A 26,494-nucleotide genomic window follows, 5' to 3' on the forward strand; every position below is an offset into this window, starting at 1 on the left:
CCGACCCGCCCATATCCTGGTGCCACAGCTGTCCCGGCCCGGAGGTGTCGTCTTGAGCAAGCCGCAGATCCCCGTCATCGTCCTCGCGGGCTTTCTGGGATCCGGCAAGACGACCTTGCTCAACCATCTGCTGCGCACCAGCCGCGGGACCAGGATCGGCGCGATCGTCAACGACTTCGGGTCCATCGAGATCGACGCGATGACCGTGGCCGGACAGCTCGGTGACTCCACGGTCTCGCTGGGCAACGGCTGCCTGTGCTGCGCCGTCGACGCGAGCGAGCTGGACGTCTTCCTCGACAAGCTCACCCGGCCCGCGGCCGGCCTCGATGTGATCGTCATCGAGGCGAGCGGCCTCGCCGAGCCGCAGGAGCTGGTCAGGATGGTCCTCGCCAGCGACAACGAACGGATCGTGTACGGCGGCCTCGTCGAAGTCGTCGACGCCGCCGAGTTCGAGCGGACCCGCGAGAAGCACCCCGAGATCGACCGTCATCTGGCCGTCGCCGACCTCGTCGTACTGAACAAGGCGGACCGCGTCGGCGACGAGCAGCGGCACGCACTGCGCGAGACGGTCACCGGGCTCTGCGCGGGGGCCGCCGTGATCCCCGCGTCGTACGGGCGCGTCGACCCGGAGGTCTTCTTCGAACCGCGGCCGCGCACGGAGCGGGTCGGCCAGCTCTCCTTCGAGGACCTCTACGACGACGGCCAGGACGGTCACGATGACCACCACGACCACGACCACGACCACGACGGCCATCTGCACGCCGCCTACGAGAGCGCCTCGTTCACCTCCGAGGACCCTCTCCACCCTCGCCGGCTGCTGGACTTCCTCGACTCACGGCCCGAAGGGCTGTACCGCATCAAGGGATTCGTCGACTTCGGCGCGCTCGACCCGGCCAACCGGTACACGGTCCACGCCGTGGGCCGGTTCCTGCGCTTCTACCCGGAGCCCTGGCCCTCGGACGGCGCCGGGCGCACCACTCAGCTGGTGCTCATCGGCTCCGGCGTCGACGCCGGAGCCCTGCTTTCGGAACTGGACGCCGCCCGCGTCACGGGCACCGAGGACGTCCCGGAGGAGCACAGCCTGTGGGGCGTCCTCCGTTACGTACCGGAAAGGTCCCCGGACGACTCGTCCGACGAGCCCTTCGACAGCTACGGCCTCCAGGTGTACTGACCGGGCACATCGGTGGAGAGCCGGGGCCACGCCTTCTCTCGTGCCGACGCCTCCGGCGCAGCCGCGGCATTGAGGCTTACGAGGCGGTCAACCGCTCACGAGTCCTGTGGCCGGGGCCGGCCGGTCCGGCGTCACGTTCGGGCTGGTTGATCTCGGCCCACACCGCATCGAGGGAGAGGCCGAGGACATCGGCGATCGCCGCGATGGTCGGGAAGGCGGGGGTCGCCACGCGGCCCGACTCGATCTTCCGGAGGGTCTCCGGTGAGACACGTGCGTCGAGCGCGGTATCGAGCATCGAGCGCTCTCCCCTTGCTCTGCGCAGGAGGGCGCCGAGGCGCTGTCCGCGTTCGACCTCAGCGGGAGTGAGCGGCAACCTGACCATGGCTCCGATTCTAGTACCGGTATAGTATTGACGGTATAGTTATTGGGTGCGTGAGAAGGGCGCCGCGTGATCGAGATCCTGAACCCCACCCTGCTGGGCCGAGCGAAGGACGCAGGCGCCCTGGTCGCCGACATCCTGCGGACGCTGAAGAGCCGCAGCACGGTCGGCACGAACCTTCTGGACATCGACCGGTGGGCCAAGATCATGATCGTCGAGGCGGGAGCGCAGTCCTGTTACGTCGACTACGAGCCGTCCTTCGGACGCGGCCCGTTCGGCCACTACATCTGCACGGCCGTCAACGACGCCGTGCTCCACGGACGGCCGTACGACTACACGCTTGCCGACGGCGATCTGCTGACACTCGACCTCGCCGTCTCCAGAGGCGGCATCGCCGCAGACTCTGCCCTCAGCTTCATCGTGGGCGACGCACAGCCCCCGGAGAGCGTCGCGTTGATCAGCGCGACCGAACGCGCGCTGGCCGCAGGGATCGCCGCTGCCGGCCCCGGGGCTCGCATCGGCGACATCTCCCATGCCATCGGCACGGTCCTCAGCGAGGCGGGTTACCCGATCAACACCGAGTTCGGGGGCCACGGCATCGGATCGACGATGCACCAGGACCCGCACGTCGCGAACACCGGACGGCCCGGCCGTGGTTACAAGCTGCGCCCGGGGCTGCTGCTGGCGCTGGAGCCGTGGGTCATGGCGGACACCGCTGAACTCGTCACCGATGCCGACGGGTGGACGCTCCGCAGTGCGACAGGCTGCCGGACCGCACCCAGTGAGCACACGATCGCCATCACCGACGACGGAGCCGAAATCCTCACCCTGCCGAAGCAGACGCAGTTGTGAGGCCCGGGCTCGCCGACGTCCTGGCGCAGAGGTACGGACGGGCCAGCAGCAGGCCGGTGCCGGTCAGGGCGATACCGAAATAGACCGGCGCGAGGTGCAGGAAGTCCGTGTAGCGGATCGTGCCGTGCACCACGACGGCCGGCAGGAAGCCGGCGGCCGCCGCCGCGGCCAGAGTCCAGAACACCCAGGCCTCACCCCGCCGCCAGCCCCACGCGCTGAGCAGTGTGATCGCCACCGCGGCGGCCATCAGGGCGCCGCCGAACCCCGCGCGGTCGTGGGCGACGAAGGGCACGAGCCGGGGGTTCACGGCTTCCAGGGTCTGTGCGGTGGTGCCCAGAAAGGCCAAGTCGCTTGGCACGAAGACACCCGTCAGACCGACCACCGAGATGACCGCCCCGCCGACGAACAGCCCCGCTCCGGTGACGATGAGCAGCAACTGGCCGACGAGCGCCCTCCGGCGCTCCGGCTCCGGTCCCTCGGGCGCCACACGCCACCGCGGGGTGTGCGGCGTCCGGCGGACCGCGGCCACGAACATCGGGAAAAGGACGATGGCGGTCGCCGTGTGCAAGGGTTCCACAAAGCCGGTGGCCAGGAAGTAGAACAAGGTGGGGAAGCCGATCGCCCCCGACAGCAGATACACCTCGCGGGCCCAGGGCCGGCCGCGTCTGATCCCGCCCGCCGCCAGCCCGGTGTAGAGGGCGCCGATCGCGACCATCGTGCCGGCCATGGTGATCCGGTCGTGTTGGAGGAAGTGCACAAGGTGGTGGTTGGCGGCGTGCAGTTCGTGCAGCGTCATGCCGAGGTAGTCGCGGTCGTACCAGAGCAGCACCGGTCCCAGTGTGATCGCCGCGGCGCCGAGCCCGGCGCCCGTCATACCGAGCCCGACGAGCAGCGCCCACCACCACGCGGGCCAGCGGCGGGGATCGCGGCCGACGTCCCGCAGCGCCGGAGCGGGCGCGGTGGGCGTGGCTGCCTCGACGACCCGCGCGAACCAGCCGGGTCCGGCCGCCACGAGCACCCCGGGCCGGGCGAGCACGACGGCGCCCGGATTCTCGAGCGCGACGGCCGCAGCGGTGACCGACGGGTCGGACACATGGATCACACGCGGGTCGTCGCTGCTGGTGAAGCCGTCGACGTGGGGCGCCAGGGCGGCCTCGGCCTCCGGGTCGCAGGCGCGGACGACGAGCGGGATCGAGCGGCCTTCGGCGGCCTCGCGCACGGTCTCGACGTCGGCAGCCGAGACGGGCGCCACCTCGACGACACCGGCCCCGAGCGGGGGCATTGCACGGATCACCTCGCGGGCCAGCGAGGGCGGGACGGATATGCCGAGGCGGACGGCCACGGGCGCGGAGGCGATCTCACCGGCGAGTCGCCGCGGCGGATGGCGGTGGCCGAAACCCCGGGCGATCAGCCGCGCGCCGGCGGGTCGGGAGCCGATCGAGGCCAGCAGCCGCAGTGCGGTCCGCTGCGAACGACGCCGGCCGAGCACGGCGGCGGCCGCGCCGCGCAGCGGGTGATATGTCCAGTCCGGCATCAGTGGCTCCCGCTGTCCCTCGTGGTCACCCGGTCACGTCCCTTGTGGTCACCCGGTCACGTCCGTCGTGGTCATCCGGTCACCGGGCGGGGTCCAGCCGAGCACCGGCGTCATGGCACGCAACGTCATCCGGCTCGGCGTCAGTCGGGCAGCGGTGTCGCGCAGCAGCACCGCGGGCGGCCACGACAGCTGGCCGACCGCGCCGAGCCGGGCGGACCGACGCGCAACGGCCTGGGTCCGCGGGCGGCGCAGCAGGTCGTACGAGCGGAGCGCGGCGGCCACGTCCGGGGTGCCGTCGAGGCAGTGGGCGAGGGTGACCGCGTCCTCCAGCGCCTGGCACGCGCCCTGACCCAGGTTCGGGGTCATGGCGTGGGCCGCGTCGCCCAGCAGCGCGACCCGGCCGCGGACGAAGGAGGGCAGCGGCGGCAGGTCGTACAGGTCGTGCCGGAGCACCGTGTCCGCGCGGACGGCGGCCAGCAGGGTGGGGACGGGGGCCGGCCAGTCCCCGAACCGGCGCAGCAGTTCGGCGTACTCGGACGAGCCGGAGGCCGCCTTCGCCGGCAGTGAGGCGGTCGCGAAGCAGTACATCCGCCCGCCCGGCAGCGCCGCGTAGCCGAGTCTCGCCCCGCGGCCCCAGATCGCCGCGCCCTCGGAGGGCGGCTCGGCGAGGGGCTCGGTGACCATGCGCCAGGCGGTGTAACCGGCGTATCGGGGGCCGGGCGCGTCGGGCCACAGGGCCCGGCGGACCGCGCTGCCCATCCCGTCGGCGCCGACCACCAGGTCGGGCCGGGACTCGTCCTCACCGTGATCGACGACCAGGGACCGGCCGTTGTCGCGGACCCCGGACACTTCGCTGTCCGGCCGCAGGCAGCCGGCGGGCAGCGCCTCGGCAAGCGCCCGCAACAGGTCCGCGCGGTGCACGACCACCAGGGGATGGCCGAAGCGGCGCGCGAGCTCCGCGTTGTCCGTACGGGACAGCCAGCGGCCCCGGCGGTCGCGTACGCCGCCGGAGGCCTCGACAGCGCCGAGTGCCCGGACGGCGTCGGCCAGGCCGAGCGCCTCGAGCGCGTGCAGCGCGTTCGGCCAGAGGGAGATGCCGGCGCCGATCTCCCTGAACTCCGGGGCCCGTTCCAGCACCTCGACGCGCCAGCCCCGGCGGTGCAGGGCGACGGCCGCCGCGAGGCCGCCGATGCCGCCGCCGACGACGGTCGCGGCGCGCTGCGGCATGGGTCCTCGCTCTGGATTCGGGGGATGCCGCCCCCGGTCACGTGGTCGTCGAGCCGGTGCCGACCGGCATGCGATGCGGCGCAGGCCCGACCGAAGCAGCGCCTCATAGCAGCATGCCGGCGGACGCCTGTCAACGTGCTCCGGGCGCCGGCTTCCATGCCCGCCACCAGAGGCTGCCGAAGCTGGGAGCCCCCTGAGGAGAACCGCCACGGAGCGGCGTCCGTAGGCCCGGTGGTGCGTCGAAAGGAACCCGGTGACGACCCGGCGCCGGTCCCGCACGGGCCTGCCCGTCCGTCCCGGCACCGACAACGACCCGTCCGTCCCGGCACCGACAACGAGCGGTCAACGCCCGCGACTCGTCGGTCAGTTCCAGCCGACGCACCACGAACGGGGCGTACGCCCCGCCGCTGGGCCTAGCTCGCCGGCCCGGCGAGCACCGCGACCGGCGACGCGAGCGGCGTGCCGGAGCCGTCGCGGCGCGGGTCGATCTCCGGGAGCTCGGCCGGGGCGCCGTTCTTCTGCGCCGCCCTGGCCGGCGCCGCCCCCGCCCAGGCCAGGACCAGCACGTCCTCGCCCTTCAGGAAGCGCTGGCAGCGCACACCGCCGGTGGCCCGCCCCTTGCGCGGGTACTGGTCGAACGGCGTCAGCTTCGCCGTCGCCATCGAGTCGTCCAGCGTGCCGTGCGAGCCCGCCACGGTGAACACGACCGCGTCCCCGGCCGGATCCACCGCGGTGAAGGAGATGACCTCCGCACCGTCCGCCAGCTTGATGCCGGTCATGCCGCCCGCGGGGCGGCCCTGCGGACGCACCTGGGCGGCCGGATAGCGCAGCAGCTGGGCGTCCGAGGTGATGAAGACCAGGTCCTCCTCACCGGTGTGCAGCTCGACGGCGCCGACGATCCGGTCGCCCTCCTTGAGCGTGATGACCTCCAGCTCCTCCTTGTTGGAGGGATAGTCGGGCACCACACGCTTGACCACGCCCTGCAGCGTCCCGATCGCGAGGCCCGGCGACGACTCGTCGAGCGTGGTGAGGCAGACGACCGTCTCGTCGGCCTCCAGCGACAGGAACTCCGCGACCGGCGCACCGCCCGACAGGTTCGGGGCGGACGCCGTGTCCGGCAGCTGCGGCAGATCGATCACGGACAGCCGCAGCAGCCGCCCGGACGAGGTCACGGCGCCCACCTCGCCGCGCTGGGTCGTGAGGACCGCCGAGACGATCACATCGTGCTTGGTACGCCTGGCCCGGCCTTCCTCGAGCGGCTCGCCCGTGGCCGTACGCGCGAGCAGGCCGGTGGAGGAGAGCAGCACCCGGCACGGGTCGTCCGCCACCTGGAGCGAGGCCGCCGGCGCCGGCGCACCCGCGGACTCCAGCAGCACCGTGCGCCGCGGGGTGCCGAACTTCTTCGCCACCGCGGCCAGTTCCGAGGAGACCAGCTTGCGCAGCTCGGCGTCCGACTCGAGGATGCCGGTCAGCTCGTCGATCTCGCCGTTGAGCCGGTCGCGCTCGCTCTCCAGCTCGATCCGGTCGAACTTGGTGAGCCGGCGCAGCGGGGTGTCGAGGATGTACTGCGTCTGGACCTCGCTCAGGGAGAAGCGCTCGATCAGCCGCTCCTTGGCCTGGGCCGAGTTCTCGCTGGACCGGATGATCCGGATGACCTCGTCGATGTCGATGAGGGCGACGAGCAGGCCCTCGACCAGATGCAGCCGGTCCCGGCGCTTCGTGCGCCGGAACTCGCTGCGCCGCCGGACGACCTCGAAGCGGTGGTCGAGATAGACCTCGAGCAGCTCCTTCAGACCGAGCGTGAGCGGCTGCCCGTCGACCAGCGCCACGTTGTTGATCCCGAAGGACTCCTCCATCGGAGTCAGCTTGTAGAGCTGCTCCAGCACCGCCTCCGGGATGAAGCCGTTCTTGATCTCGACGACCAGACGCAGACCGTGCGCGCGGTCGGTGAGGTCCTTGACGTCCGCGATGCCCTGGAGCTTCTTCGACCCGACCAGATCCTTGATCTTGGCGATGACCTTCTCCGGGCCGACCGTGAAGGGCAGTTCCGTGACGACCAGGCCCTTGCGCCGCGCGGTGACGTTCTCCACGGACACCGTGGCACGGATCTTGAACGAACCGCGGCCCGACTCGTACGCGTCCCTGATGCCGTTCAGCCCGACGATGCGGCCGCCGGTCGGCAGGTCGGGTCCCGGCACATGACGCATCAGCGTCTCGAGGTCCGCGCCGGGGTGCCTGATGAGGTGGCGCGCCGCGGCGACGACCTCGCCCAGATTGTGCGGAGGCATATTGGTCGCCATGCCGACCGCGATCCCGGACGAGCCGTTGACCAGCAGGTTCGGATAGGCGGCGGGCAGAGCGACGGGCTCGCGCTCCTGGCCGTCGTAGTTCGACTGGAAGTCGACCGTGTCCTCGTCGATCGACTCGGTCATCAGGCCGGTGGCGTCGGCCATCCGGCACTCGGTGTACCGCATGGCGGCGGGCGGGTCGTCGTTGCCCAGCGAGCCGAAGTTGCCGTGGCCGTCGACCAGCGGCAGGCGCATGGAGAACGGCTGCGCCATGCGCACGAGCGCGTCGTAGATCGACGCGTCACCGTGCGGGTGCAGCTTGCCCATGACCTCCCCGACGACACGGGCGCACTTCACGTAGCCGCGGTCGGGACGCAGTCCCATCTCGTTCATCTGATAGACGATGCGGCGGTGCACGGGCTTCATGCCGTCGCGTGCGTCCGGCAGGGCCCGGGAGTAGATCACCGAGTACGCGTACTCGAGGAAGGAGCCCTGCATTTCGTCCACCACGTCGATGTCGAGGATTCTCTCCTCGAAGTCGTCCGGCGGCGGGGTCTTCGTGCTGCGGCGGGCCATCGCGGCTGCTGCTCCTTCACGTACCAGGTGGGCATCTGACGCCGACCATTGTGGACCGTCCCGCCGACAACGCCGACCGCGACCCGTGTTCCGCATCGCGCCCGGGGCGCGGAACGACGTCGCACCCCAGGGGGAACAACCCGGATCCCGGCCCGGGAACTTCGCCAGGTGTCGGCACGCTTGCATACAGTGGCAGGTGAGGCAGCACTTTCACGTTTTCGCGATCGAAGGGACGTACATGCCCATGGGTCACACGGCCACAGCGCAGGCCGGCTCCGGCGGCCTGACAGCGACCGAGCACCGTCTGGCCAATGGCCTGCGCGTGGTGCTCTCCGAGGACCACCTGACCCCGGTCGCCGCGGTCTGCCTCTGGTACGACGTCGGTTCGCGCCACGAGGTCAAGGGCCGTACAGGACTCGCCCACCTCTTCGAGCACTTGATGTTCCAGGGCTCGGGCCAGGTGAAGGGGAACGGCCACTTCGAGCTGGTCCAGGGAGCCGGCGGTTCGCTGAACGGCACCACCAGCTTCGAGCGGACCAACTACTTCGAGACGATGCCCACCCACCAGCTGGAGCTGGCGCTCTGGCTGGAGGCCGACCGCATGGGCTCGCTGCTGGCCGCCCTCGACGACGAGTCGATGGAGAACCAGCGCGACGTCGTCAAGAACGAGCGCCGCCAGCGGTACGACAACGTGCCGTACGGCACGGCCTTCGAGAGGCTGACCGCCCTCGCCTACCCGCAGGGCCACCCCTACCACCACACCCCGATCGGCTCGATGGCCGACCTGGACGCGGCGACCCTCGAGGACGCCCGGGCCTTCTTCCGTACGTACTACGCACCCAACAACGCGGTGCTGTCGGTCGTCGGCGACATCGACCCCGAGCAGACGCTCGCCTGGATCGAGAAGTACTTCGGGTCCATCCCCTCCCACGACGGCAAGCAGCCGCCCCGTGACGGCACGCTCCCGGAGAACATCGGCGCGCAGCTGCGCGAGGAGGTCGTCGAGGAGGTCCCGGCCCGTGCCCTGATGGCCGCCTACCGCCTTCCGCACGACGGCACCCGCGAGTGCGACGCCGCGGACCTTGCGCTCACGGTCCTCGGCGGCGGGGAGTCCTCCCGGCTCCACAACCGCCTGGTGCGCCGCGACCGGACCGCCGTCGCGGCCGGATTCGGTCTGCTGCGGCTGGCGGGCGCCCCGTCGATGGGCTGGCTGGACGTCAAGACCTCCGGAGGCGTCGAGGTTCCGCAGATCGAGGCCGCCGTCGACGAGGAGCTGGCACGCTTCGCGGCCGAGGGCCCGACGGCGGGGGAGATGGAGCGGGCTCAGGCCCAGCTGGAGCGCGAGTGGCTGGACCGGCTCGGCACGGTCGCGGGCCGCGCCGACGAACTCTGCCGTTACGCGGTGCTGTTCGGCGATCCCCAGCTGGCGCTGACCGCCGTCCAGCGGGTGCTCGACGTCACCGCGGAGGAGGTGCAGGCCGTCGCCAAGGCACGCCTGCATCCCGAGAACAGGGCGGTGCTGGTCTATGAACCGGTCGCCGCGGAAGAGACCGAAGCGGCCGACGGACACGAGCACGAAGGGACGGACCAGTGAGCGACGCTGCCGTGACCATGGACTTCCACCCGCAGCCGACTCCGGGCACCGCCCGGCCCTGGGCCTTCCCGGCCCCCGAGCGCGGCACACTGGACAACGGCCTGACGGTGCTGCGCTGCCACCGCCCCGGCCAGCAGGTGGTGGCCGTCGAGGTCTGCCTCGACGCCCCGCTGGAGGCGGAGCCCGAGGGCCTCGACGGAGTCGCCACGATCATGGCGCGCGCTCTGTCGGAGGGTACGGACAAGCACCCGGCGGAGGAGTTCGCGGCCGAACTGGAACGCTGCGGTGCCACCCTGGACGCCCACGCGGACCACCCCGGGGTGCGGGTGTCGCTGGAGGTGCCGGTCTCCCGGCTCCCCAAGGCTCTCGGCCTGCTCGCCGAGGCGCTGCGCGCGCCCGCCTTCGAGCCGGACGAGGTCGAGCGGCTGGTCCGCAACCGCCTCGACGAGATCCCGCACGAGACGGCGAACCCGGGCCGCCGCGCCGCCAAGCAGCTCGCCAAGGAGCTCTTCCCGTCCTCGCTGCGCGTCTCCCGCCCCCGCCAGGGCACGGAGGAGACGGTGGCCCGGATCGACGCCGCCGCCGTACGCGCCTTCTTCGAGGCCCATGTGCGTCCCGCGACCGCGACCGCCGTGATCGTCGGCGACCTCACCGGCGTCGACCTGGACGCCGTCCTCGGCGACTCGCTCGGCACCTGGACGGGCGACAAGGCCGACCCGCGGCCCGTGCCCGCGGTCACCGCCGACGACACCGGCCGGGTGGTCATCGTGGACCGTCCCGGGGCCGTGCAGACGCAGCTGCTCATCGGCCGGATCGGAGCGGACCGCCACGACCGGGTCTGGCCCGCCCAGGTGCTCGGCACGTACTGCCTCGGCGGCACCCTCACCTCCCGCCTCGACCGGGTGCTGCGCGAGGAGAAGGGCTACACCTACGGCGTACGGGCCTTCGGCCAGGTCCTGCTCTCCGCCCCCGACGGCTCCGGCGCGGCCATGCTCGCCATCAGCGGCTCCGTGGACACGCCCAACACCGGGCCCGCGCTCGAGGATCTGTGGAAGGTGCTCCGCACGCTCGCGGCCGAGGGCCTCACCGACGCCGAACGCGACGTCGCCGTGCAGAACCTGGTGGGCGTCGCCCCGCTGAAGTACGAGACGGCGGCCTCCGTCGCGGCCACCCTGGCCGACCAGGTCGAGCAGCACCTGCCGGACGACTACCAGGCCCAGTTGTACGTTCGGCTGGCGGAGACCGGCACGGTGGAGGCGACCGCGGCGGTCGTGGGCGCCTTCCCGGTGGACCGGCTGGTCACGGTGCTCGTCGGCGACGCGTCGCAGATCGAGGAGCCGGTCAAGGCGCTCGGCATCGGTGAAGTGGCGGTTGTCTCGGGCTGATCGGGAGCCGCCGACCGGATGCAGGGTCGAAAGCGGCGCATTACAGGCAAGTGGCATGCAAGTGGAACCCCGGCTTCGATTCGTTTGCCGGGGTTCCGTTGTATGTCCGTTTTATGGGAGAGGTTGCCTGTCTGCCCTGTGGCATGCGCTACAAAAGGGCCTGTCCGTTTGGTGATCGACGGACGGGATGCCTAGCGTCGGTCCGGCTGTCCGCCTGGAGATCGTCGCGCCCGCGGCGTCGGGCAGTCATCGCCGAGTCCCCGTCAGGCGCGAGCCTGGGGAGCCGGGGACCCATTCGTCCCTGGGGTGAATCGGGCACCTTCGCCTGCGCGGAGGCGCCCGTAGGAGACCTTCCTGCTCCGAACCCGTCAGCTAACCCGGTAGGCGAGAAGGAAGGAAAGGACCAGCCTCTTCATGGCGTTCACCCGTGCCACCGGGAAGCATCGTGCCCCGAGCCGCCTGACGCGCAGGAGCGCGAACCTGGCCGGCGTCGCCGCACTCGCCACCACCGGCGTCGTCGGAAGCTTCGCCTCCCCGGCACTCGCCGCCGACGCCGACGCCCCCTCCGCCGAGGACACCGGCCTCACGCAGATCGTCACCATGGACTCGCTCGCCGACGAGATAGCCGCCCAGGCCGCCGCCCAGAAGAAGGAGGCCGAGGAGGCCGCCGCCAAGGCCCGTGCGCGGGCGAAGGCCGCGGCGGAGGCCAAGCGCAGGGCCGAGGCTCGCGCCGAGGCGGCCCGCGAGGCCGAGGAGCGCGCCGCCCGTGAGGCCGAGCGCAAGCGGCTGAATTCCTTCCGGCTCCCCGTCGCCGGCTCCTACGTGACCACCGGCTACCGCGCCGGTGGCGCCCTGTGGTCCTCCGGCTCGCACTCCGGCGTCGACTTCCGTGCCGCGTCCGGCAGTTCCGTCGTGGCGGTGGGCTCCGGCACCGTCGTCGAGGCGGGCTGGGGCGGCGCGTACGGCAACAACATCGTGATCCGGATGAACGACGGCACCTACACCCAGTACGGCCACCTGTCGTCCATCGGCGTCTTCGTCGGCCAGCAGGTCACCCCGGGCCAGCAGATCGGCCTCTCCGGCTCGACCGGCAACTCGACCGGCCCGCACCTGCACTTCGAGGCGCGGACCACAGCCGAGTACGGCTCCGACATCGACCCGGTCGCCTACCTCCGCTCGCACGGCGTCGCCGTCTAGCGGTCATGCGCAGCCCGCTCGAAGGCCCCCGGCTTCCGCCGGGGGCCTTCGCCGTGTTCCGTGCCGTTTTCACCATTCCGTGATTGCCGCTCCGGCCAAGAGATTTCCGTGGTTTCACGGGCGCCGTCGGAAAACGGCGCGCATTGCAATAGAGTCACGGGAAGGCGCGTCAATCGGTTGCGTTTCGCTCGGATCAAGGCGGAGGTTCGGTCATGCGTATTCCCGCGCACTCGGTATGCACGGCGATCCGTGACGACATCGTCTCCGGTGTCTTCGAGCGCGGCAGCCGGCTCGCCGAGGAGCAGCTCGCCCGCCGCTACGGGGTCTCCCGGGTCCCGGTGCGTGAGGCGCTGCGCACCCTGGAGTCGGAGGGGTTCGTCGTCACCCGGCGGCACGCGGGCGCCTGCGTCGCCGAACCCACGGAGCAGGAAGCCGCCGATCTCCTGGAGATCCGGCTGCTGTTGGAGCCCCTGGGGGCGGCGCGCGCCGCACAGCGCCGCACCGAAGCGCATCTCAAGGTGCTTCGCGGCCTGGTCAGACTGGGGCAGGAGAGGGCGCGGCGGGGGCAGGGCGAAGACCTGCGCTCCCTCGGCAACTGGTTCCACGAGACGCTCGCCCAGTCCTGCGGCAGCCCCGGACTCACCGCGCTGCTCACCCAGTTGCGGCACAAGATCGCCTGGATGTACGTGGTCGAGCACCCGGCCGCGCCGGTCGAGTCGTGGGCCGAGCACGGCGCGATCGTCGACGCCGTGGCGCGCGGTGACGCCGGGCGGGCCCGGGCGCTGACGGCACTGCACGCGGAGCGTGCCGCCGGGGCGCACCGGTTGCGGCGCACCGTGCGGGTGAGGACTTCGCAACATTCCGTAAACACCGCGAGCGGCCGGAATTAACAAAGGGTCTGTACAAAAAGAGGCGTGATGTGATCGGCCTCCTTTCTTTCCTGGATTTCCCTTTCCCGGCGGCAGCCGGAAAGGCGTGCACCGGTTTATGGCGCGCCTGCGTATTTCATGGTGATCCCGGAAAAGAAGAACCGCGGTGCTCCCGCCCGGGGCATCGCGGTTCTGTCGCGCACAGGGGCGGGCCGTGCGGCCCGCTGCGCTCAGACGGTTCAGACGGTTCAGACGGTTCAGACGGTCTCGGGAAGCTCGTCGAGACCCTCCGCCACCAGCTTGGCCAGGCGGTCCAGGGCGGCCTCGGCGCCGTCCGCGTCGGAAGCGAGGACGATCTCCTCGCCGCCCTGCGCGCCCAGGCCGAGCACGGCGAGCATGGAGGCGGCGTTGACCGGGTTGCCGTCGGCCTTGGCGATCGTCACAGGGACGCCGGCAGCCGTCGCGGCACGGACGAAGATGGACGCGGGGCGGGCGTGAAGGCCCTCGGCCCAGCCGACATTGACGCGGCGCTCAGCCATGGTGATGCCCTTCAAGTCTTAGCGGTTGTCTAGACCAGTCTCTCATGTGTTCCGGCGTGCTCCCGGCCCCCTCCGGCGGGGGCCGGCAGACCGCCCCTCCGGCCTCCTCAGCCTGCCCGTCGGCAACCGGCTCCGCGACCGCTGGGCCGAGCCGTAGGCTTTCACCATGCAGACCTCGCAGGAGCACGCGTACCCGGCTCACTGGGAAGCAGACGTGGTGCTGCGCGACGGCGGCACCGCCCGGATCAGGCCCATCACGACCGAGGACGCCGACCGGCTGGTCAGCTTCTACGAGCAGGTCTCCGACGAGTCGAAGTACTACCGCTTCTTCGCCCCCTACCCGCGGCTGTCCGACAAGGACGTCCACCGCTTCACCCACCACGACTACGTGGACCGGGTCGGGCTCGCGGTCACGGTTGGCGGCGAGTTCATCGCCACCGTCCGCTACGACCGGATCGACGCGCGGGGCCGGCCCGCGAGCGCCCCCGCCGACGAGGCCGAGGTCGCCTTCCTCGTCCAGGACGCCCACCAGGGACGCGGCGTGGCGTCCGCCCTGCTCGAACACATCGCGGCGGTCGCCAGGGAGCGCGGCATCCGGCGGTTCGCCGCGGAGGTGCTGCCGGCCAACTCCAAGATGATCAAAGTCTTCCGGGACGCCGGTTACACCCAGCGGCGCAGCTTCGAGGACGGGTCCGTCCATCTGACCCTCGACCTCGAACCGACGGAGGCCTCCGTCGCCGTGCAGCGCGGCCGCGAACAGCGCGCCGAGGCCCGCTCGGTCCAGCGGCTGCTCGCCCCTGGCTCCGTGGCCGTCGTCGGAACCGGCCGGCTGCCCGGCGGCGTCGGCCGCACGGCGCTGCGGAACCTGCTGGGAGCGGGCTTCACGGGCCGGGTGTACGCGGTGAACCGCGCGTTCCCGCCAGGGCGCAGCGAGATCGACGGCGTGACCGCGGTGCGTTCGGTCGGCGACATCGGCGAGCCCGTCGACCTGGCGATCGTCGCCGTCCCCGCCGAACGGGTGCCAGAGGTCGTCACCGACTGCGGCCGGCACGGCGTCCAGGGTCTGGTCGTACTGAGCGCCGGGTACGCGGAGAGCGGGCCGGCCGGCCGGGAGCGGCAGCGCGAACTGGTACGGCAGGCGCGCTCGTACGGGATGCGGATCATCGGGCCGAACTCGTTCGGGATCATCAGCACCTCGGACGCCGTCCGCCTCAACGCCTCCCTCGCGCCAGAGGCCCCGGCGGCCGGGCGGATCGGGCTGTTCACCCAGTCCGGCGCGATCGGTATCGCGCTGCTGTCCGGACTGCACCGGCGCGGCGCGGGCGTGTCCTCCTTCATCTCGTCCGGGAACCGGGCGGACGTGTCCGGCAACGACTTCCTGCAGTACTGGCACGAGGACCCGGACACCGACGTCGTCCTGATGTACCTGGAGTCGATCGGCAACCCGCGCAAGTTCACCCGCCTCGCGCGGCGCACGGCCGCGGTCAAGCCGGTCGTGGTCGTCAAGGGCGCGCGGCACAGCGGCAGCACGCCGCCCGGCCACGCCGTGCCCTTCACCCGCATCCCGGACGCCACCGTCGGGGCACTGCTGCGCCAGGCGGGCGTGATCCGCGTCGACACGGTCACCGAACTCGTCGACGTGGGACTCATGCTGGCCGGGCAGCCGCTGCCGAGGGGACCCCGGGTCGCGATCCTCGGCAACTCGGAGTCCCTCGGGCTGCTCACGTACGACGCGTGCCTCGCGGAAGGGCTGCGCCCGCTTCCGCCGCGCGACCTCACGACGGCGGCCACGCCCGCCGACTTCCGCGCCGCGCTCGCACAGGCGCTCGTGGACGACACCTGCGACGCGGTGGTGATCACGGCGATCCCGTGGGTGGGGGAGAACGGCGTCACGGAATCCGGCGACGGCGAGGTCCTCGCCGAGGCACTCCGCTCCGCGGCGGCCACGGCCCCGGCGAAGCCGGTGGCGGTGGTGCACGTCGAGATGGGCGCCCTCGCCGACGCCCTCGCGGCGGCCTCCAGCACGGCACCCGCCCCGTCGGGGAACGCCGCGCAACGCGCCACCGGAGCCCCCGCCGGCCCCACTACCGCTCCCGCGCCGGACGCCGCCCCGCCGCCCCCGGCGGCGGAGCCCGCCGCCACCTCGGGCGCTGCCGGGAGCGTCGCTGCCCGGTCCGTGGGGGAGGACGCGCCCGGCTCCGACGGGGCCGGCGAACAGGTCACCGCGGCGGACGGGTCTTGGCCCGGCTCGCGCGACCTGCGGCGCATCCCCGCGTACCCCGCCGCCGAGCGCGCGGTGCGGGCGCTCGCCGAGGCCGTGAAGTACGGGCAGTGGCGGCGGCAGGCCGCAGAGCCGGGGCGGGTGCCCGAGTACGAGGACATCGACGAGGCCGGGGCCGCCGCGCACATCGAGCGGATGCTCAGGGCGGCGCAGGACCGGAGGGGCTTCGCCCTGGGCGCCGCCGACGCGCACACGCTCCTCGCGCGCTACGGCGTCCACGTGCGGCCCACCCTCCCCGCGCCCGACCCCGGCGCCGCCGTGGAGGCGGCCGCGCGCCTCGGCTATCCGGTCGCGCTCAAGACGACCGCTCCCCATCTGCGCCACCGCGCCGATCTCGGCGGCGTACGTCTCGACCTGGCCGACGAGACCCAGCTCCGCCAGGCATACCGCGAGCTGACCGAACTGCTCGGCAAGCCGGCCGAACTGCAGCCCGTGGTCCAGGCCATGGCGCCGCGCGGCGTGGACACCGTCGTGCGTGCCGCGATCGATCCCGCCGTGGGGGCCGTGCTCTCGTTCGGGCTGGCCGGCGCGGCGTCCGAGCTGCTCGGCGACACCGCCCACCGGCTGGTCCCGGCCACCGACCGCGACGCGGCCGAGCTGATCCGCACCATCCGCACGGCCCCGCTCCTGTTCGGCTGGCGCGGCTCCGCGCCGGTCGACACGTCCGCGCTGGAGGAGCTGCTGCTGCGCGTGTCGCGGCTGGTCGACGACCACCCCGAGGTGGTCGGGGTCAGCCTCGAGCCCGTCGTGGTCGCCCAGCACGGCCTCACCGTCCTGGACGCGTCCGTACGGCTCGCGCCACCGCCGCCGCGCACCGATCTCGGCCCCCGCAGGCTCCCCAGCTACTGAGCAACCGGTGCCTTCAGGGGCCCGTAGGATGGACGGCATGGCGAAGACCGGTACGACGACCCAGGGGCTGCGCGCGGCGATCGAGCGCAGTGGCTACTACCCGGCACTCGTGGCAGAGGCGGTGGAGGCCGCCGTCGGCGGCGAGCCGATCGCGTCGTACCTCGTGCATCAGGAGACCACGTTCGACGCGAACGAGGTCCGCCGCCATGTCACGGTCCTCGTCCTGACGGCGAACCGGTTCATCGTCAGCCACACCGACGAGCAGGCAGCCGACTCCAGCTCCCCGACGCCGTACGCCACGACCTCCACCGAGTCGGTGAAGCTCGGCCGGATCTCGTCCGTCGTGGTCAGCCGGGTCGTCGCCAACCCGGAGGCGTACACCCCGGGCACCCTGCCCCGCGAGGTCGTCCTGACCATCGGCTGGGGCGCCGTCTCGCGTCTCGACCTGGAGCCCGCCGCCTGCGGCGACCCGAACTGCGACGCCGACCACGGCTACACCGGCAACTCCACGGCCGACGACCTGAGCCTCAGAGTCAGCGAGGCCGGTGACGGCCCCGACACGGTCCGCCAGACCCTGGTCTTCGCCCAGGCGCTCTCCGAAGCCACGGCAGCCACCCGCTGATGGCGCAGCCCGCTGTGTGGCCGGACGACCCGGTCTCGCTGGACGTGCACGCCGCGCCGGTGCCCGAGTACGGCAGCGGCTCGCTCGCCGATCTGCTGCCGACCCTCGCCGCCGGCCAGGGCGTGCCGGGGCTCGCGGCGTCGATCGCGGAGCTCACCCCCGCCGACCGCAACTGCGTCTTCCTCATCGACGGCCTCGGCTGGGAGCAGATCAGGTCGCACCCCGAAGAGGCCCCGTATCTGACGTCCCTCCTCGGCTCCTCACGCGGCGGGACGGGAATGCCGATCACGGCCGGTTTCCCCGCGACGACCGCCACCTCGCTCGCCTCCGTCGGCACCGGCCTGCCGCCCGGCGCGCACGGCCTGCCCGGCTACACGGTGCGCAACCCGGAGACCGGCGAGCTGATGAACCAGCTGCGCTGGAGGCCGTGGACCGCGCCGAAGACCTGGCAGCCGTACCCGACCGTCTTCCAGCTCGCGGACCGGGCGGGCGTGCACACCGCGCAGGTGTCGTCGCCCACGTTCGAGCAGACGCCGCTCACCAAGGTCGCCCTCAGCGGCGGCACGTTCCACGGCAGGCTGAGCGGCGAGGAGCGCGTGGACCTCGCCGCCGAGCAGCTCGCCGCCGGTGACCGCTCGCTCGTCTACACGTACTACAGCGAGGTCGACGGCAAGGGCCACCGCTTCGGTATCGACTCCGACGCCTGGCGCGGTCAGCTGATGTACGTCGACCGCCTGGTCGAGCGGCTCGCCGACCAGCTCCCGCCGCGCGCCGCGCTGTACGTCACCGCCGACCACGGCATGGTCGACGTTCCTTTCGACGAGCAGTCCCGTATCGACTTCGACGAGGACTGGGAGCTGCGGGCCGGCGTCGCGCTGCTCGGCGGCGAGGGCAGGGCGCGCCACGTCTACGCCGTCCCCGGCGCGGCGAACGACGTGCTCGCCGTGTGGCGCGAGGTGCTGGGCGAGCAGTTCTGGGTGGCGAGCCGTGACGAGGCGATCGCCGCCGGCTGGTTCGGCCCGCGGATCGACGACCGGGTGTACGAGCGGATCGGCGATGTCGTCGCGGCGGCCCACGACGACGTGGTGATCATCGCGTCGGTCGACGAACCGAACGAGTCCGCGATGGTCGGCATGCACGGTTCCATGACCCCTGCCGAGCAGCTCGTGCCGCTCCTCGAAGTACGTTCCTGACCCCTTCAGCCCAGACCCGAAAGGTCTCTGCTTCCCATGCCCGAGCTGGTGTTCTTCTCCGGAACGATGGACTGCGGGAAGAGCACCCTCGCTCTTCAGATCGAGCACAACCGCTCCGCCCGCGGCCTGCAGGGCATGATCTTCACCCGTGACGACCGGGCAGGGGAGGGCAAACTCTCCTCCCGGCTGGGCCTGGTGACCGACGCGGTCGAGGCCGCGGAGGGCTTCGACTTCTACGCCCATCTCGTCGACCACTTCTCCAGGGGCGGCCGCTGCGACTATGTCATCGCCGACGAGGCGCAGTTCCTCGCCCCCGAGCAGATCGACCAGCTCGCCCGTGTCGTCGACGACCTCGAGCTGGACGTGTTCGCCTTCGGCATCACCACGGACTTCCGCTCCAAGCTCTTCCCCGGCTCCCAGCGGCTGGTCGAGCTCGCCGACCGTGTCGAGGTGCTGCAGGTCGAGGCGCTGTGCTGGTGCGGCGCCCGCGCCACGCACAACGCGCGCACCGTCGGCGGCGTGATGGTCGTCGAGGGGGCCCAGGTCGTCGTCGGGGACGTCAACCAGTCGCCGGACGAGATTGGTTACGAGGTCCTGTGCCGGCGTCACCACCGCCGTCGGATGACGGCGGCCTCCGCCAGGGCGGCCGCTCTCTCGCCGGACGTGCTGCCCGTCGAGACCGACACCGGGACCGCCCTCGGCGCCGGCCGGGTCAGCGGGCGTCCGACCGTACGATCGTGAAGACCGCGCCCTCCGGGTCGCAGACGGTCGCCTCCCGGCCGCCGGGGCCCAGGCCGGGCGCCTTGATCACGTGCCCGCCCAGCTCCACCACCCGGTGGGCCGCCGAGTCGGTGTCCTCGACCTCGAAGTACGTCATCCAGTGCGGCCCCCGGCCGCGCGGCAGCGCCTGACCCATGCCACGCACAGAGGCGACCGGACGGCCGTCGAGTCGCAGGGTGAGGAGGTCGGGGCCGGGGGAGTCGGCCGGCTCCGTGTCGTAGCCGAAGACCGAGTGGTAGAACTTGCCGACCGACGAGGTCTCCATGGTCAGCAGCTCGTTCCAGACCGGCGTGCCGTGGGTGCCGTGCACGGCGGTGCCCAGGTGCGCCGCCGCCTGCCAGACGCCGAAGACCGCGCCGGCCGGGTCGGACGCGATCACCAGGCGCCCCGCGTCGGCGGCGTCGAGCGGCCCGACACCGACCGTGCCGCCGCAGCTGCGGATCGCCTCCGCGGTCGCATCGGCGTCGTCGCTCGCCAGATACGGGGTCCAGGCCACCGGCAGATGGCGGTCGGCCGGGAGACGGCCGATGCCTGCGACCTCCTTGCCGTCCAGCATCGCGCGGACGTAGGGCCCCAGCTGCGCGGGTCCGGGGGAGAACTCCCAGTCGAACAGCGCGGCGTAGAAATCCTGTGTCGCGTCCAGGCCGTGCACCATCAGGCTCACCCAGCACGGCGTGCCGGGCGGGCGCCGAGTCGCCTCGGTCATCGTCACTCTCTCCTCGGACCATCGTGGTGGCCGTACGGGGGGACCGGGCGCGTCGTCGGTCGCGGCTGAGGCCGGGCGGAAGGCCGGTGCGCCCGAGCAGATGGTGTCATCACCCTGGGCCCGGTGTGCCCGGGCCGCGCCGGATATGGCGGGTTCCCGCCGGAGGATGCCCGTTTTGAAGCGGCTCATCCGCTTCGGCGGCGTTACGGTGCGCCGGGCCCGTGCGCGAGGATGGCCTCATGAATCCGATCATCTCCGCGGCCGGTCTCGCCCATGAACTCGCCGGTCCCACCCCGCCGGTCCTCCTGGACGTCCGCTACCGGCTCGGCGGGCCCCACGGCCGTCCCGAGTACGAGGCCGGGCACATTCCGGGCGCCGTCTTCGTCGATCTCGAGGCGGAACTCGCCGGCCCGCCCGGGGCGGGCGGCCGCCACCCGTTGCCCGACATCGCCGTCTTCCGCGCCGCGATGCGCCGCGCGGGCGTCCGGGCCGACAGGCCCGTGGTCGTGTACGACGGGGACAAGGGCTGGGGCGCGGCGCGCGCCTGGTGGATGCTGCGCTGGGCGGGGCACGAGGACGTACGGGTGCTGGACGGCGGGCTCGCCGCGTGGACGGGGCCGCTCGAGACCACCGTTCCGGCCCCGGAGGAGGGCACGTTCGAGCCGAAGCCGGGTGCGCTGCCGCTGCTGGACGCCGACGACGCGGCGGCCATGGCCCGTGGCGGGCTGCTGCTCGACGCCCGCGCGGGTGAGCGGTACCGCGGCGAGGTGGAGCCCATCGACCCGGTCGCCGGGCACATTCCGGGCGCGGTCTCGGCGCCGACCACGGAGAACCTGGACCCGCAGGGCCGCTTCCTCGCGCCCGAGGTGCTGGCCGCCCGTTTCCGCGGGCTCGGGGCGGGCGAGGACACCCCGACCGTGGGCGTCTACTGCGGTTCCGGGGTCTCGGCCGCCCAGCAGGCGGTGGCCCTGGAGCTGGCGGGCTTCCGGCCCGCCCTGTACGCCGGCTCCTGGTCCGAGTGGTCGCACGACCCGGACCGTCCCGTCGCGACGGGCCCCGGGAGGGGCTGACCCGGCTCGGCGTGAGGGCCGGTCCCTGGACGGGGCCGGCCCTCACGGAGCACGTTTCTCAGTCCTGCAGGACGTTTCTCACTCCTGTTTCTTACGGCGGGTGCCGAAGACGATCTCGTCCCAGCTCGGTACGGCGGCGCGGCGGCCGGGGCGGACGCCGTCCGCCTCGGCCTGCCGGTCCGTGGTGCCGGTCAGCCGGTCACGGTGGCCGGCCACGGAGCGCGGCATCAGCACGTCCGCGTACGCGGACCCGGCGCCGGCGGACGCGGCAGGAGCCACCGGCTCCTCCTCGGCCTCCGGCTCCTGCCCGGGCTCGACGGCGGGCGGCTCGACGGGAACGGGCCGTTCCGGTACGACCATGTCGCCGCGGAAGTTGGGCACGGCCTCCAGCAGGCTGGTCAGCGAGTCCCGCTCGTCGTCGCCGTCCCCGTCGGCCGACGGCGCGGCAGGACGCTCGATCTGGCGGTCGAGGGCGCGGTCCAGCGGCCGGTCCCTGGGCAGTCGTGCGATCCGGGGGACGAACGGGAAGCTCGGCTCCTGAGTGATCGTGTCGTCGGCCTCGCCGATCAGCGCCCGCGCCTCGTCGTCGACGGCCTGGACGAGCCGCCGCGGCGGGTCGTAGGTCCAGCTCGCCGAGTGCGGCTCGCCGGCGACCCGGTAGACCAGCAGGACCTCCCAGGTGCCGTCGTCGCGGCGCCACGAGTCCCACTGCACGGTGTCTTTCTCGGCGCCGCGCAGCAGCAGCCGCTCCTGCACGGCCTCGCCCAGCTGCGGGCCGGTGTTCTCCCCGGGGCGGCGTACAGGAGTCTTGCGGGCGCGCTCCGCCATGAAGGCGCGCTCGGCGAGGACCGGGCCCTCGAAGCGGCGCACCCGTTCGACGGGGATGCCGGCGAGCTGGGCGACCTCTTCGGCGGAGGCTCCGGCCCGTATCCGCGCCTGGATGTCACGGGGGCGGAGATGGCTCTCCACCTCGATCTCGATCTGACCCAGGCGGGCGCGGTCGTTGCGTACGGCGGCACGCAGCCGCTCATCGATCGGAAGCGTGTATTCCGTGCTGTCCGCAGCCTTGAGCACCAGTCGTGTGCCGTCGTTGGAGACGGCCACGACACGCAGTTCGGGCATGGGGACCTCCCGGGTGGTGCCTGCCGACGTCACCTGCGTCGCCGCTTCCGCTAGTCGAGTGTGGCCTGCCCGGGTGCAGCCTGCCACAACCTTGCCGAGATACCCGGCGTGTCGGGCACCTGCCCTGGATCGCCGTTATGGCACGGTTATCCATTCGCCACTCAGTGTGATTGATCGGTCACTCTGAGCAATAGATCTCCGTGCTTCACCGCGGCGCCGCCGGATCGAGCGCCGTTTTCGGCCCCCAACCTGGGGTCCGGACACCACGAGGGAGGCCGGTCCCAGAGCTCGCCACAGTACTCCATTCGGGCCATCGGGGTGGACCGCCGCGCCGCTGAAGTTCCGCGGCGGGGCGGTAGTTGCGTGCCCGAACGGGGGGTGGCGGGGTCCGGCGCTTCACCGAAACGTCACAAATGGAGCGATTGGCGGGCCCGGCGGGGCGCGTGACGGCGCCGGTCAGCCGCACAGTCCCCTCAATCGCCCAGCACCCGCCGCAGATACGCGTTCTGGAAGACCCGGTCCGGATCGAGCCGGTCGCGCAGCGCCGTGAACTCGGCGAACCGCGGATACACCTTGGCGAAGTACTCCGCGTCCCGCGTGTGGATCTTGCCCCAGTGCGGACGCCCGCCGAGCGCCGTCATGATCCGCTCCACGGCGGTGAAGTATGAACGGTAGGGCGTGCCCCGGTACATGTGCACGGCGATGTACGCGGTGTCCCGGCCCGAGGCCGCCGACAGCGCGATGTCGTCCGCGGGAGCCGTACGCACCTCCACCGGAAAACTCACCCGCAGTGGTGAGCGTTCGACCATCGCCCTGACCTCGCGCAGTGCCGTGACCGCGGCCTGCCTGGGCAGCGCGTACTCCATCTCCACGAACCGCACCCGGCGCGGAGACGTGAAGACCTTGTAGGGAATGTCCGTGTAGGTGCGGGCGGACAGCGCGCGGCTGGAGACCCGCGCGATCGCGGGAACGGCGGAAGGCACCGCGCGGCCGAATGAACAGGCGAGCTGGAACGCCCCGTTGGACAGCAGCTCGTCCTCGATCCATCCGCCGACCCTGCCGGGCGGGGACGCGGGACCGGAACTGCGGTTGTTGCGCTTGGTGTTGCAGTTGCCGGTGTGCGGGAACCAGTAGAACTCGAAGTGCTCGTTCTCGGCGTGCAGGGCGTCGAAATCGGCAGTCACCCGGTCGAAGGACATCGGCTCCTCCCGTGCGGTCAGCAGGAAGAGCGGCTCCACGGCGAACGTGATCGCCGTGACGATCCCCAGGGCGCCCAGACCGATCCGGGCGGCCGCGAAGATCTCCGGATTCTCCTTCTGGGAGCAGGTGATGACGCGGCCGTCCGCCGTCACCAGCTCAAGGCCCTTGATCTGGGCGGCGATCGAGGCGGAATCGCGCCCCGTGCCGTGCGTGCCGGTCGACGTCGCGCCCGCGACGGTCTGCTCCATGATGTCGCCCATGTTGGTGAGGGACAGCCCCTCACGGGCGAGCGCCGTGTTCAACCGCTTGAGCGGGGTGCCCGATTCCACGGTGACGGTCATCTCCGAGCGGTCGATCCGCCGGATGCCGGTCAGCAGATCGGGCCGTACCAGCAGCCCGTCGGTGGCCGCTATCGCGGTGAACGAGTGGCCCGTGCCGACGGTCTTCACCCGCAGGCCGTCCGCGACCGCCTCGCGTACCGCTTCCGCCACCTCACGCACGGACGCGGGGCGCGTCTCCCTCGCCGGCCTCGAGGCGACCGTCCCCGCCCAGTTGCGCCACGGGCTGCTCTCGCCCCTTCGGGTCCTGATCACGCTGCTCACGCTGCCCCTCCCGCGTCGGCACCGGCCTGCGCAGCCGGCGGTACCCAAGGAACGCCACCACGGCCGCGAACACCCCCGCCACGCCGGGCACCGCGTACCCCGCAGCGGCGCCCTGTGCGTCGACCACCCAGCCGGCGGCCGAGGAACCCAGTGCGACACCGACCGCCAGCCCCGTACTGGTCCAGGACATGCCCTCGGTCAGCTTGCTGCGCGGTACGTGCGCCTCGACGAGGGCCATGGTCGTCACCATCGTCGGCGCGATGGCAAGGCCCGCGACAAAGAGCGCCACGGCCAGGAACGGCAGGCTCCCGGCCAGTTGGAGGGGGATCATACTCACGGCCATCGCGCAGACGCCCAGCACCCACCTGCGGGCCGGATCGCCCTTCAGGTGCAGCAGACCGAAGACGGCGCCGGCGAGGCAGGAGCCGAGGGCGTACACCGCGAGCACCCAGCTCGCCGCGGCCTTGTGGCCGCTCTCCTCCGCGAACGCCACCGTCACCACGTCGACCGCGCCGAAGATCACCCCGGTGGCGACGAACGCGGCGACCAGCACCTGGAGACCGGGGGAGCGCAGTGCGCTGCCGCCGCTGTGCTGCTCCACGGGATGCGGCTCCGGCTCCGTCGCACGCTGCGCGGTCAGCCACCAGACCCCGACCAGCAGGAACCCGGCGGCCAGCAGTGGACCGGCCTGCGGGAACCAGAGCGTCGACAGCCCGATGGAGACGATCGGACCGAAGATGAAGCACACCTCGTCGATGATCGACTCGACCGAGTAGGCGGTGTGCAGTTCGCGCGGTGACCCCCGCAGCAGGCAGGCCCAGCGCGCCCGTGTCATCGCCCCGACGCTCGGCACGCAGCCGGCGGCGGCCGTGAACGCGAACAGCGTCCAGTCCGGGGCGCCCTGCCGCGTGCAGACCAGCAGCCCGGTGACCGCCGCCAGGGCGATCAGGGTGGCGGGACGCAGCACCTTGCGCTGGCCGTGGCGATCGACGAGACGGGAGATCTGCGGGCCCAGCACGGCCGCCGACAGTGCGAGGGTCGCGGTCAGCGAGCCGGCCAGACCGTACCGGCCGGTGAGCTCCGAGATCATGGTCATGATGCCGATGCCCATCATGGACAGCGGCATCCGGCCGAGGAATCCGGCGGCGGAGAACCCGAGGGCGCCGGGGGTGGCGAAGATCGCGCGGTACGGACTGGGCAAAGGGGGCTCCGGTCGGGCTCCGGCAAGGATCGGGTAAGGCGTATGGACAGCCTTCACAGATTACGGGCGGGGGGACCGCCGGCGCACCGCGTTTTTCCGCTGTCACAGGCGGGTGGCAGGATCGACGCATGTCCGATCTGCGCGATCCAGCTCCCTACGACGCACTCCTGCTGCTCTCCTTCGGCGGCCCCGAAGGCCCGGACGACGTGGTCCCGTTCCTGGAGAACGTGACCCGTGGCCGCGGCATCCCCAAGGAACGGCTGAAGGAAGTGGGGCAGCACTACTTCCTCTTCGGCGGCGTCAGCCCCATCAACGAACAGAACCGGGCCCTGCTGGACGCCCTGCGCAAGGACTTCACCGAGCACGGCCTGGACCTCCCGGTGTACTGGGGCAACCGCAACTGGGCGCCGTACCTCACGGACACGCTGCGGGAGATGACCGACGCCGGCCACCGGCGCATCGCCGTCCTCGCCACCAGCGCCTACGCCTCGTACTCGGGCTGCCGCCAGTACCGGGAGAACCTCGCCGACGCCCTCGCCACCCTGGAGGGGGAGGGGCGGGAGCTGCCGCGCGTCGACAAGCTGCGGCACTACTTCAACCACCCCGGGTTCGTACGCCCCATGATCGACGGCGTTCTCGCCTCGCTCGCCGACCTTCCGGAAGACGTCCGGACCGGCGCGCACCTCGCCTTCACGACGCACTCCATCCCGACGTCCGCCGCGGACTCCTCCGGCCCGGTCGGCGAACACGGAGACGGCGGCGCGTACGTACGCCAGCACCTCGACGTGGCCCGCGTGATCGCCGACGCCGTCGCCGAGGAAACCGGCGTCGAGCATCCGTGGGAGCTCGTCTACCAGTCCCGCAGTGGTGCCCCGCACATCCCCTGGCTGGAGCCGGACATCTGCGACCACCTGGAGGCGCTGCACGGCTCCGGGGCGCCCGCGGTGGTCATGGTCCCCATCGGCTTCGTCTCCGACCACATGGAGGTCCTGTACGACCTCGACACGGAGGCGACCGCCAAGGCCGCCGAACTGGGCCTGCCGGTACGCCGGTCCGCCACGGTGGGTGCCGATCCGCGGTTCGCCGACACGGTGCGCGACCTCCTCCTGGAGCGGGCCGCGACCGAGCGGGGCGTCCCGGCGGAGCGCTGCGCTCTCGGCGCCCTCGGCGCGAGCCACGACCTCTGCCCCGTCGGGTGCTGCCCGGCCCGTGCGCCGAAGCCCGCGGCGGCCGGCGCCGACAGCCCCTACGCGTGAA

General features: G+C 72.2%; 21 protein-coding genes and 1 riboswitch. Of the genes, 12 read left to right on the forward strand and 9 right to left on the reverse strand.

Translation table 11 applies throughout. The features are described 5' to 3' along the window. Window positions 1–52 precede the first annotated feature (52 nt). Window positions 53–1,171, forward strand: coding sequence for a CobW family GTP-binding protein (locus tag OGH68_RS27865; RefSeq protein ID WP_264247767.1), 1,119 nt, complete (start codon window positions 53–55; stop codon window positions 1,169–1,171). A 76-nt stretch (window positions 1,172–1,247) separates the two neighbouring features. On the opposite strand, the gene OGH68_RS27870 is transcribed toward OGH68_RS27865, so the two are convergent. After that, window positions 1,248–1,553, reverse strand: coding sequence for a helix-turn-helix domain-containing protein (locus OGH68_RS27870; RefSeq protein WP_264247768.1), 306 nt, complete (start codon window positions 1,551–1,553; stop codon window positions 1,248–1,250). A 66-nt stretch (window positions 1,554–1,619) separates the two neighbouring features. On the opposite strand from OGH68_RS27870, the gene map reads away from it, so the two are divergent. Beyond that, complete coding sequence (gene map / locus OGH68_RS27875) at window positions 1,620–2,402, forward strand: type I methionyl aminopeptidase (RefSeq protein ID WP_264247769.1); 783 nt, start codon at window positions 1,620–1,622, stop codon at window positions 2,400–2,402. Here map and OGH68_RS27880 read toward each other — a convergent pair. The 3 genes from OGH68_RS27880 to OGH68_RS27890 all read right to left on the reverse strand — a co-directional run bounded on the left by OGH68_RS27880 (window position 2,374) and on the right by OGH68_RS27890 (window position 8,027). Then, window positions 2,374–3,936, reverse strand: a complete 1,563-nt coding sequence (locus OGH68_RS27880; protein WP_264247771.1) for a hypothetical protein — start codon at window positions 3,934–3,936, stop codon at window positions 2,374–2,376. The two genes, map and OGH68_RS27880, sit on opposite strands and share 29 nt — an antisense overlap. 48 nt (window positions 3,937–3,984) lie before the next feature. Then, a complete protein-coding gene (locus OGH68_RS27885) occupies window positions 3,985–5,163 on the reverse strand; it encodes an FAD-dependent monooxygenase (protein ID WP_264247772.1) in 1,179 nt (392 codons plus the stop codon). 413 nt (window positions 5,164–5,576) lie between these two features. Further along, window positions 5,577–8,027, reverse strand: a complete 2,451-nt coding sequence (locus OGH68_RS27890; protein WP_264247773.1) for a DNA topoisomerase (ATP-hydrolyzing) subunit A — start codon at window positions 8,025–8,027, stop codon at window positions 5,577–5,579. 244 nt (window positions 8,028–8,271) lie between these two features. Between OGH68_RS27890 and OGH68_RS27895 the strand changes: the two genes are divergently transcribed. The 4 genes from OGH68_RS27895 to OGH68_RS27910 all read left to right on the forward strand — a co-directional run bounded on the left by OGH68_RS27895 (window position 8,272) and on the right by OGH68_RS27910 (window position 13,093). After that, on the forward strand, window positions 8,272–9,621 hold the full coding sequence (locus OGH68_RS27895; protein WP_264247774.1) for a M16 family metallopeptidase: 1,350 nt from the start codon (window positions 8,272–8,274) through the stop codon (window positions 9,619–9,621). Window positions 9,622–9,638: 17 nt separating this feature from the next. Further along, on the forward strand, window positions 9,639–11,006 hold the full coding sequence (locus OGH68_RS27900; protein WP_264250324.1) for a M16 family metallopeptidase: 1,368 nt from the start codon (window positions 9,639–9,641) through the stop codon (window positions 11,004–11,006). Window positions 11,007–11,246: 240 nt separating this feature from the next. After that, window positions 11,247–11,408: riboswitch (cyclic di-AMP (ydaO/yuaA leader) on the forward strand. Window positions 11,409–11,420: 12 nt separating this feature from the next. Then, window positions 11,421–12,203, forward strand: coding sequence for a M23 family metallopeptidase (locus OGH68_RS27905; protein ID WP_264247775.1), 783 nt, complete (start codon window positions 11,421–11,423; stop codon window positions 12,201–12,203). A 212-nt stretch (window positions 12,204–12,415) separates the two neighbouring features. After that, window positions 12,416–13,093 carry a GntR family transcriptional regulator gene (locus OGH68_RS27910; RefSeq protein WP_264247777.1) on the forward strand — a complete coding sequence of 226 codons (678 nt, stop codon included), beginning with the start codon at window positions 12,416–12,418 and terminating at the stop codon, window positions 13,091–13,093. Window positions 13,094–13,329: 236 nt separating this feature from the next. On the opposite strand, the gene OGH68_RS27915 is transcribed toward OGH68_RS27910, so the two are convergent. Then, a complete protein-coding gene (locus tag OGH68_RS27915) occupies window positions 13,330–13,611 on the reverse strand; it encodes an HPr family phosphocarrier protein (protein ID WP_005310999.1) in 282 nt (93 codons plus the stop codon). A 166-nt stretch (window positions 13,612–13,777) separates the two neighbouring features. On the opposite strand from OGH68_RS27915, the gene OGH68_RS27920 reads away from it, so the two are divergent. The 4 genes from OGH68_RS27920 to OGH68_RS27935 are packed head-to-tail and all read left to right on the forward strand — an operon-like array spanning window position 13,778 to window position 19,297. Further along, window positions 13,778–16,741, forward strand: coding sequence for a bifunctional GNAT family N-acetyltransferase/acetate--CoA ligase family protein (locus OGH68_RS27920; RefSeq protein WP_264247778.1), 2,964 nt, complete (start codon window positions 13,778–13,780; stop codon window positions 16,739–16,741). Window positions 16,742–16,769: 28 nt separating this feature from the next. Beyond that, complete coding sequence (locus tag OGH68_RS27925; RefSeq protein ID WP_264247779.1) at window positions 16,770–17,363, forward strand: DUF5998 family protein; 594 nt, start codon at window positions 16,770–16,772, stop codon at window positions 17,361–17,363. Next, window positions 17,363–18,556, forward strand: a complete 1,194-nt coding sequence (locus tag OGH68_RS27930) for an alkaline phosphatase family protein (RefSeq protein ID WP_264247780.1) — start codon at window positions 17,363–17,365, stop codon at window positions 18,554–18,556. The genes OGH68_RS27925 and OGH68_RS27930 overlap by 1 nt, the downstream gene beginning before the upstream one ends. Before the next feature lie 36 nt (window positions 18,557–18,592). After that, window positions 18,593–19,297: a thymidine kinase gene (locus tag OGH68_RS27935; protein WP_264247781.1), complete on the forward strand. Its 705-nt coding sequence runs from the start codon at window positions 18,593–18,595 to the stop codon at window positions 19,295–19,297. On the opposite strand, the gene OGH68_RS27940 is transcribed toward OGH68_RS27935, so the two are convergent. Continuing rightward, window positions 19,269–20,042 (reverse strand): VOC family protein, encoded by a 774-nt coding sequence (locus OGH68_RS27940; RefSeq protein ID WP_264247782.1) that lies wholly within the window; start codon window positions 20,040–20,042, stop codon window positions 19,269–19,271. The two genes, OGH68_RS27935 and OGH68_RS27940, sit on opposite strands and share 29 nt — an antisense overlap. 239 nt (window positions 20,043–20,281) lie before the next feature. Between OGH68_RS27940 and OGH68_RS27945 the strand changes: the two genes are divergently transcribed. Next, complete coding sequence (locus OGH68_RS27945; RefSeq protein WP_264247783.1) at window positions 20,282–21,112, forward strand: sulfurtransferase; 831 nt, start codon at window positions 20,282–20,284, stop codon at window positions 21,110–21,112. A 78-nt stretch (window positions 21,113–21,190) separates the two neighbouring features. Here the strand turns inward: OGH68_RS27945 and sepH are convergent, their stop codons facing one another. The 3 genes from sepH to OGH68_RS27960 all read right to left on the reverse strand — a co-directional run bounded on the left by sepH (window position 21,191) and on the right by OGH68_RS27960 (window position 25,237). Next, entirely contained in the window at window positions 21,191–22,234 is a 1,044-nt protein-coding gene (gene sepH / locus OGH68_RS27950; RefSeq protein WP_264247784.1) for a septation protein SepH, read from the reverse strand. A gap of 473 nt (window positions 22,235–22,707) precedes the next feature. Beyond that, window positions 22,708–24,036 carry a D-arabinono-1,4-lactone oxidase gene (locus OGH68_RS27955; RefSeq protein WP_413471040.1) on the reverse strand — a complete coding sequence of 443 codons (1,329 nt, stop codon included), beginning with the start codon at window positions 24,034–24,036 and terminating at the stop codon, window positions 22,708–22,710. Beyond that, window positions 23,927–25,237 carry an MFS transporter gene (locus tag OGH68_RS27960; protein WP_264247786.1) on the reverse strand — a complete coding sequence of 437 codons (1,311 nt, stop codon included), beginning with the start codon at window positions 25,235–25,237 and terminating at the stop codon, window positions 23,927–23,929. The genes OGH68_RS27955 and OGH68_RS27960 overlap by 110 nt, the downstream gene beginning before the upstream one ends. A gap of 128 nt (window positions 25,238–25,365) precedes the next feature. On the opposite strand from OGH68_RS27960, the gene OGH68_RS27965 reads away from it, so the two are divergent. Next, the gene (locus OGH68_RS27965; RefSeq protein ID WP_264247787.1) at window positions 25,366–26,493 is read left to right on the forward strand and encodes a ferrochelatase; all 1,128 of its coding nucleotides are present in this window, start codon (window positions 25,366–25,368) and stop codon (window positions 26,491–26,493) included. The last annotated feature ends 1 nt before the right edge of the window (window position 26,494 follow it).

The sequence above is a fragment of the Streptomyces peucetius genome, assembly GCF_025854275.1.
GTDB classification, from domain to species: domain Bacteria; phylum Actinomycetota; class Actinomycetes; order Streptomycetales; family Streptomycetaceae; genus Streptomyces; species Streptomyces peucetius_A.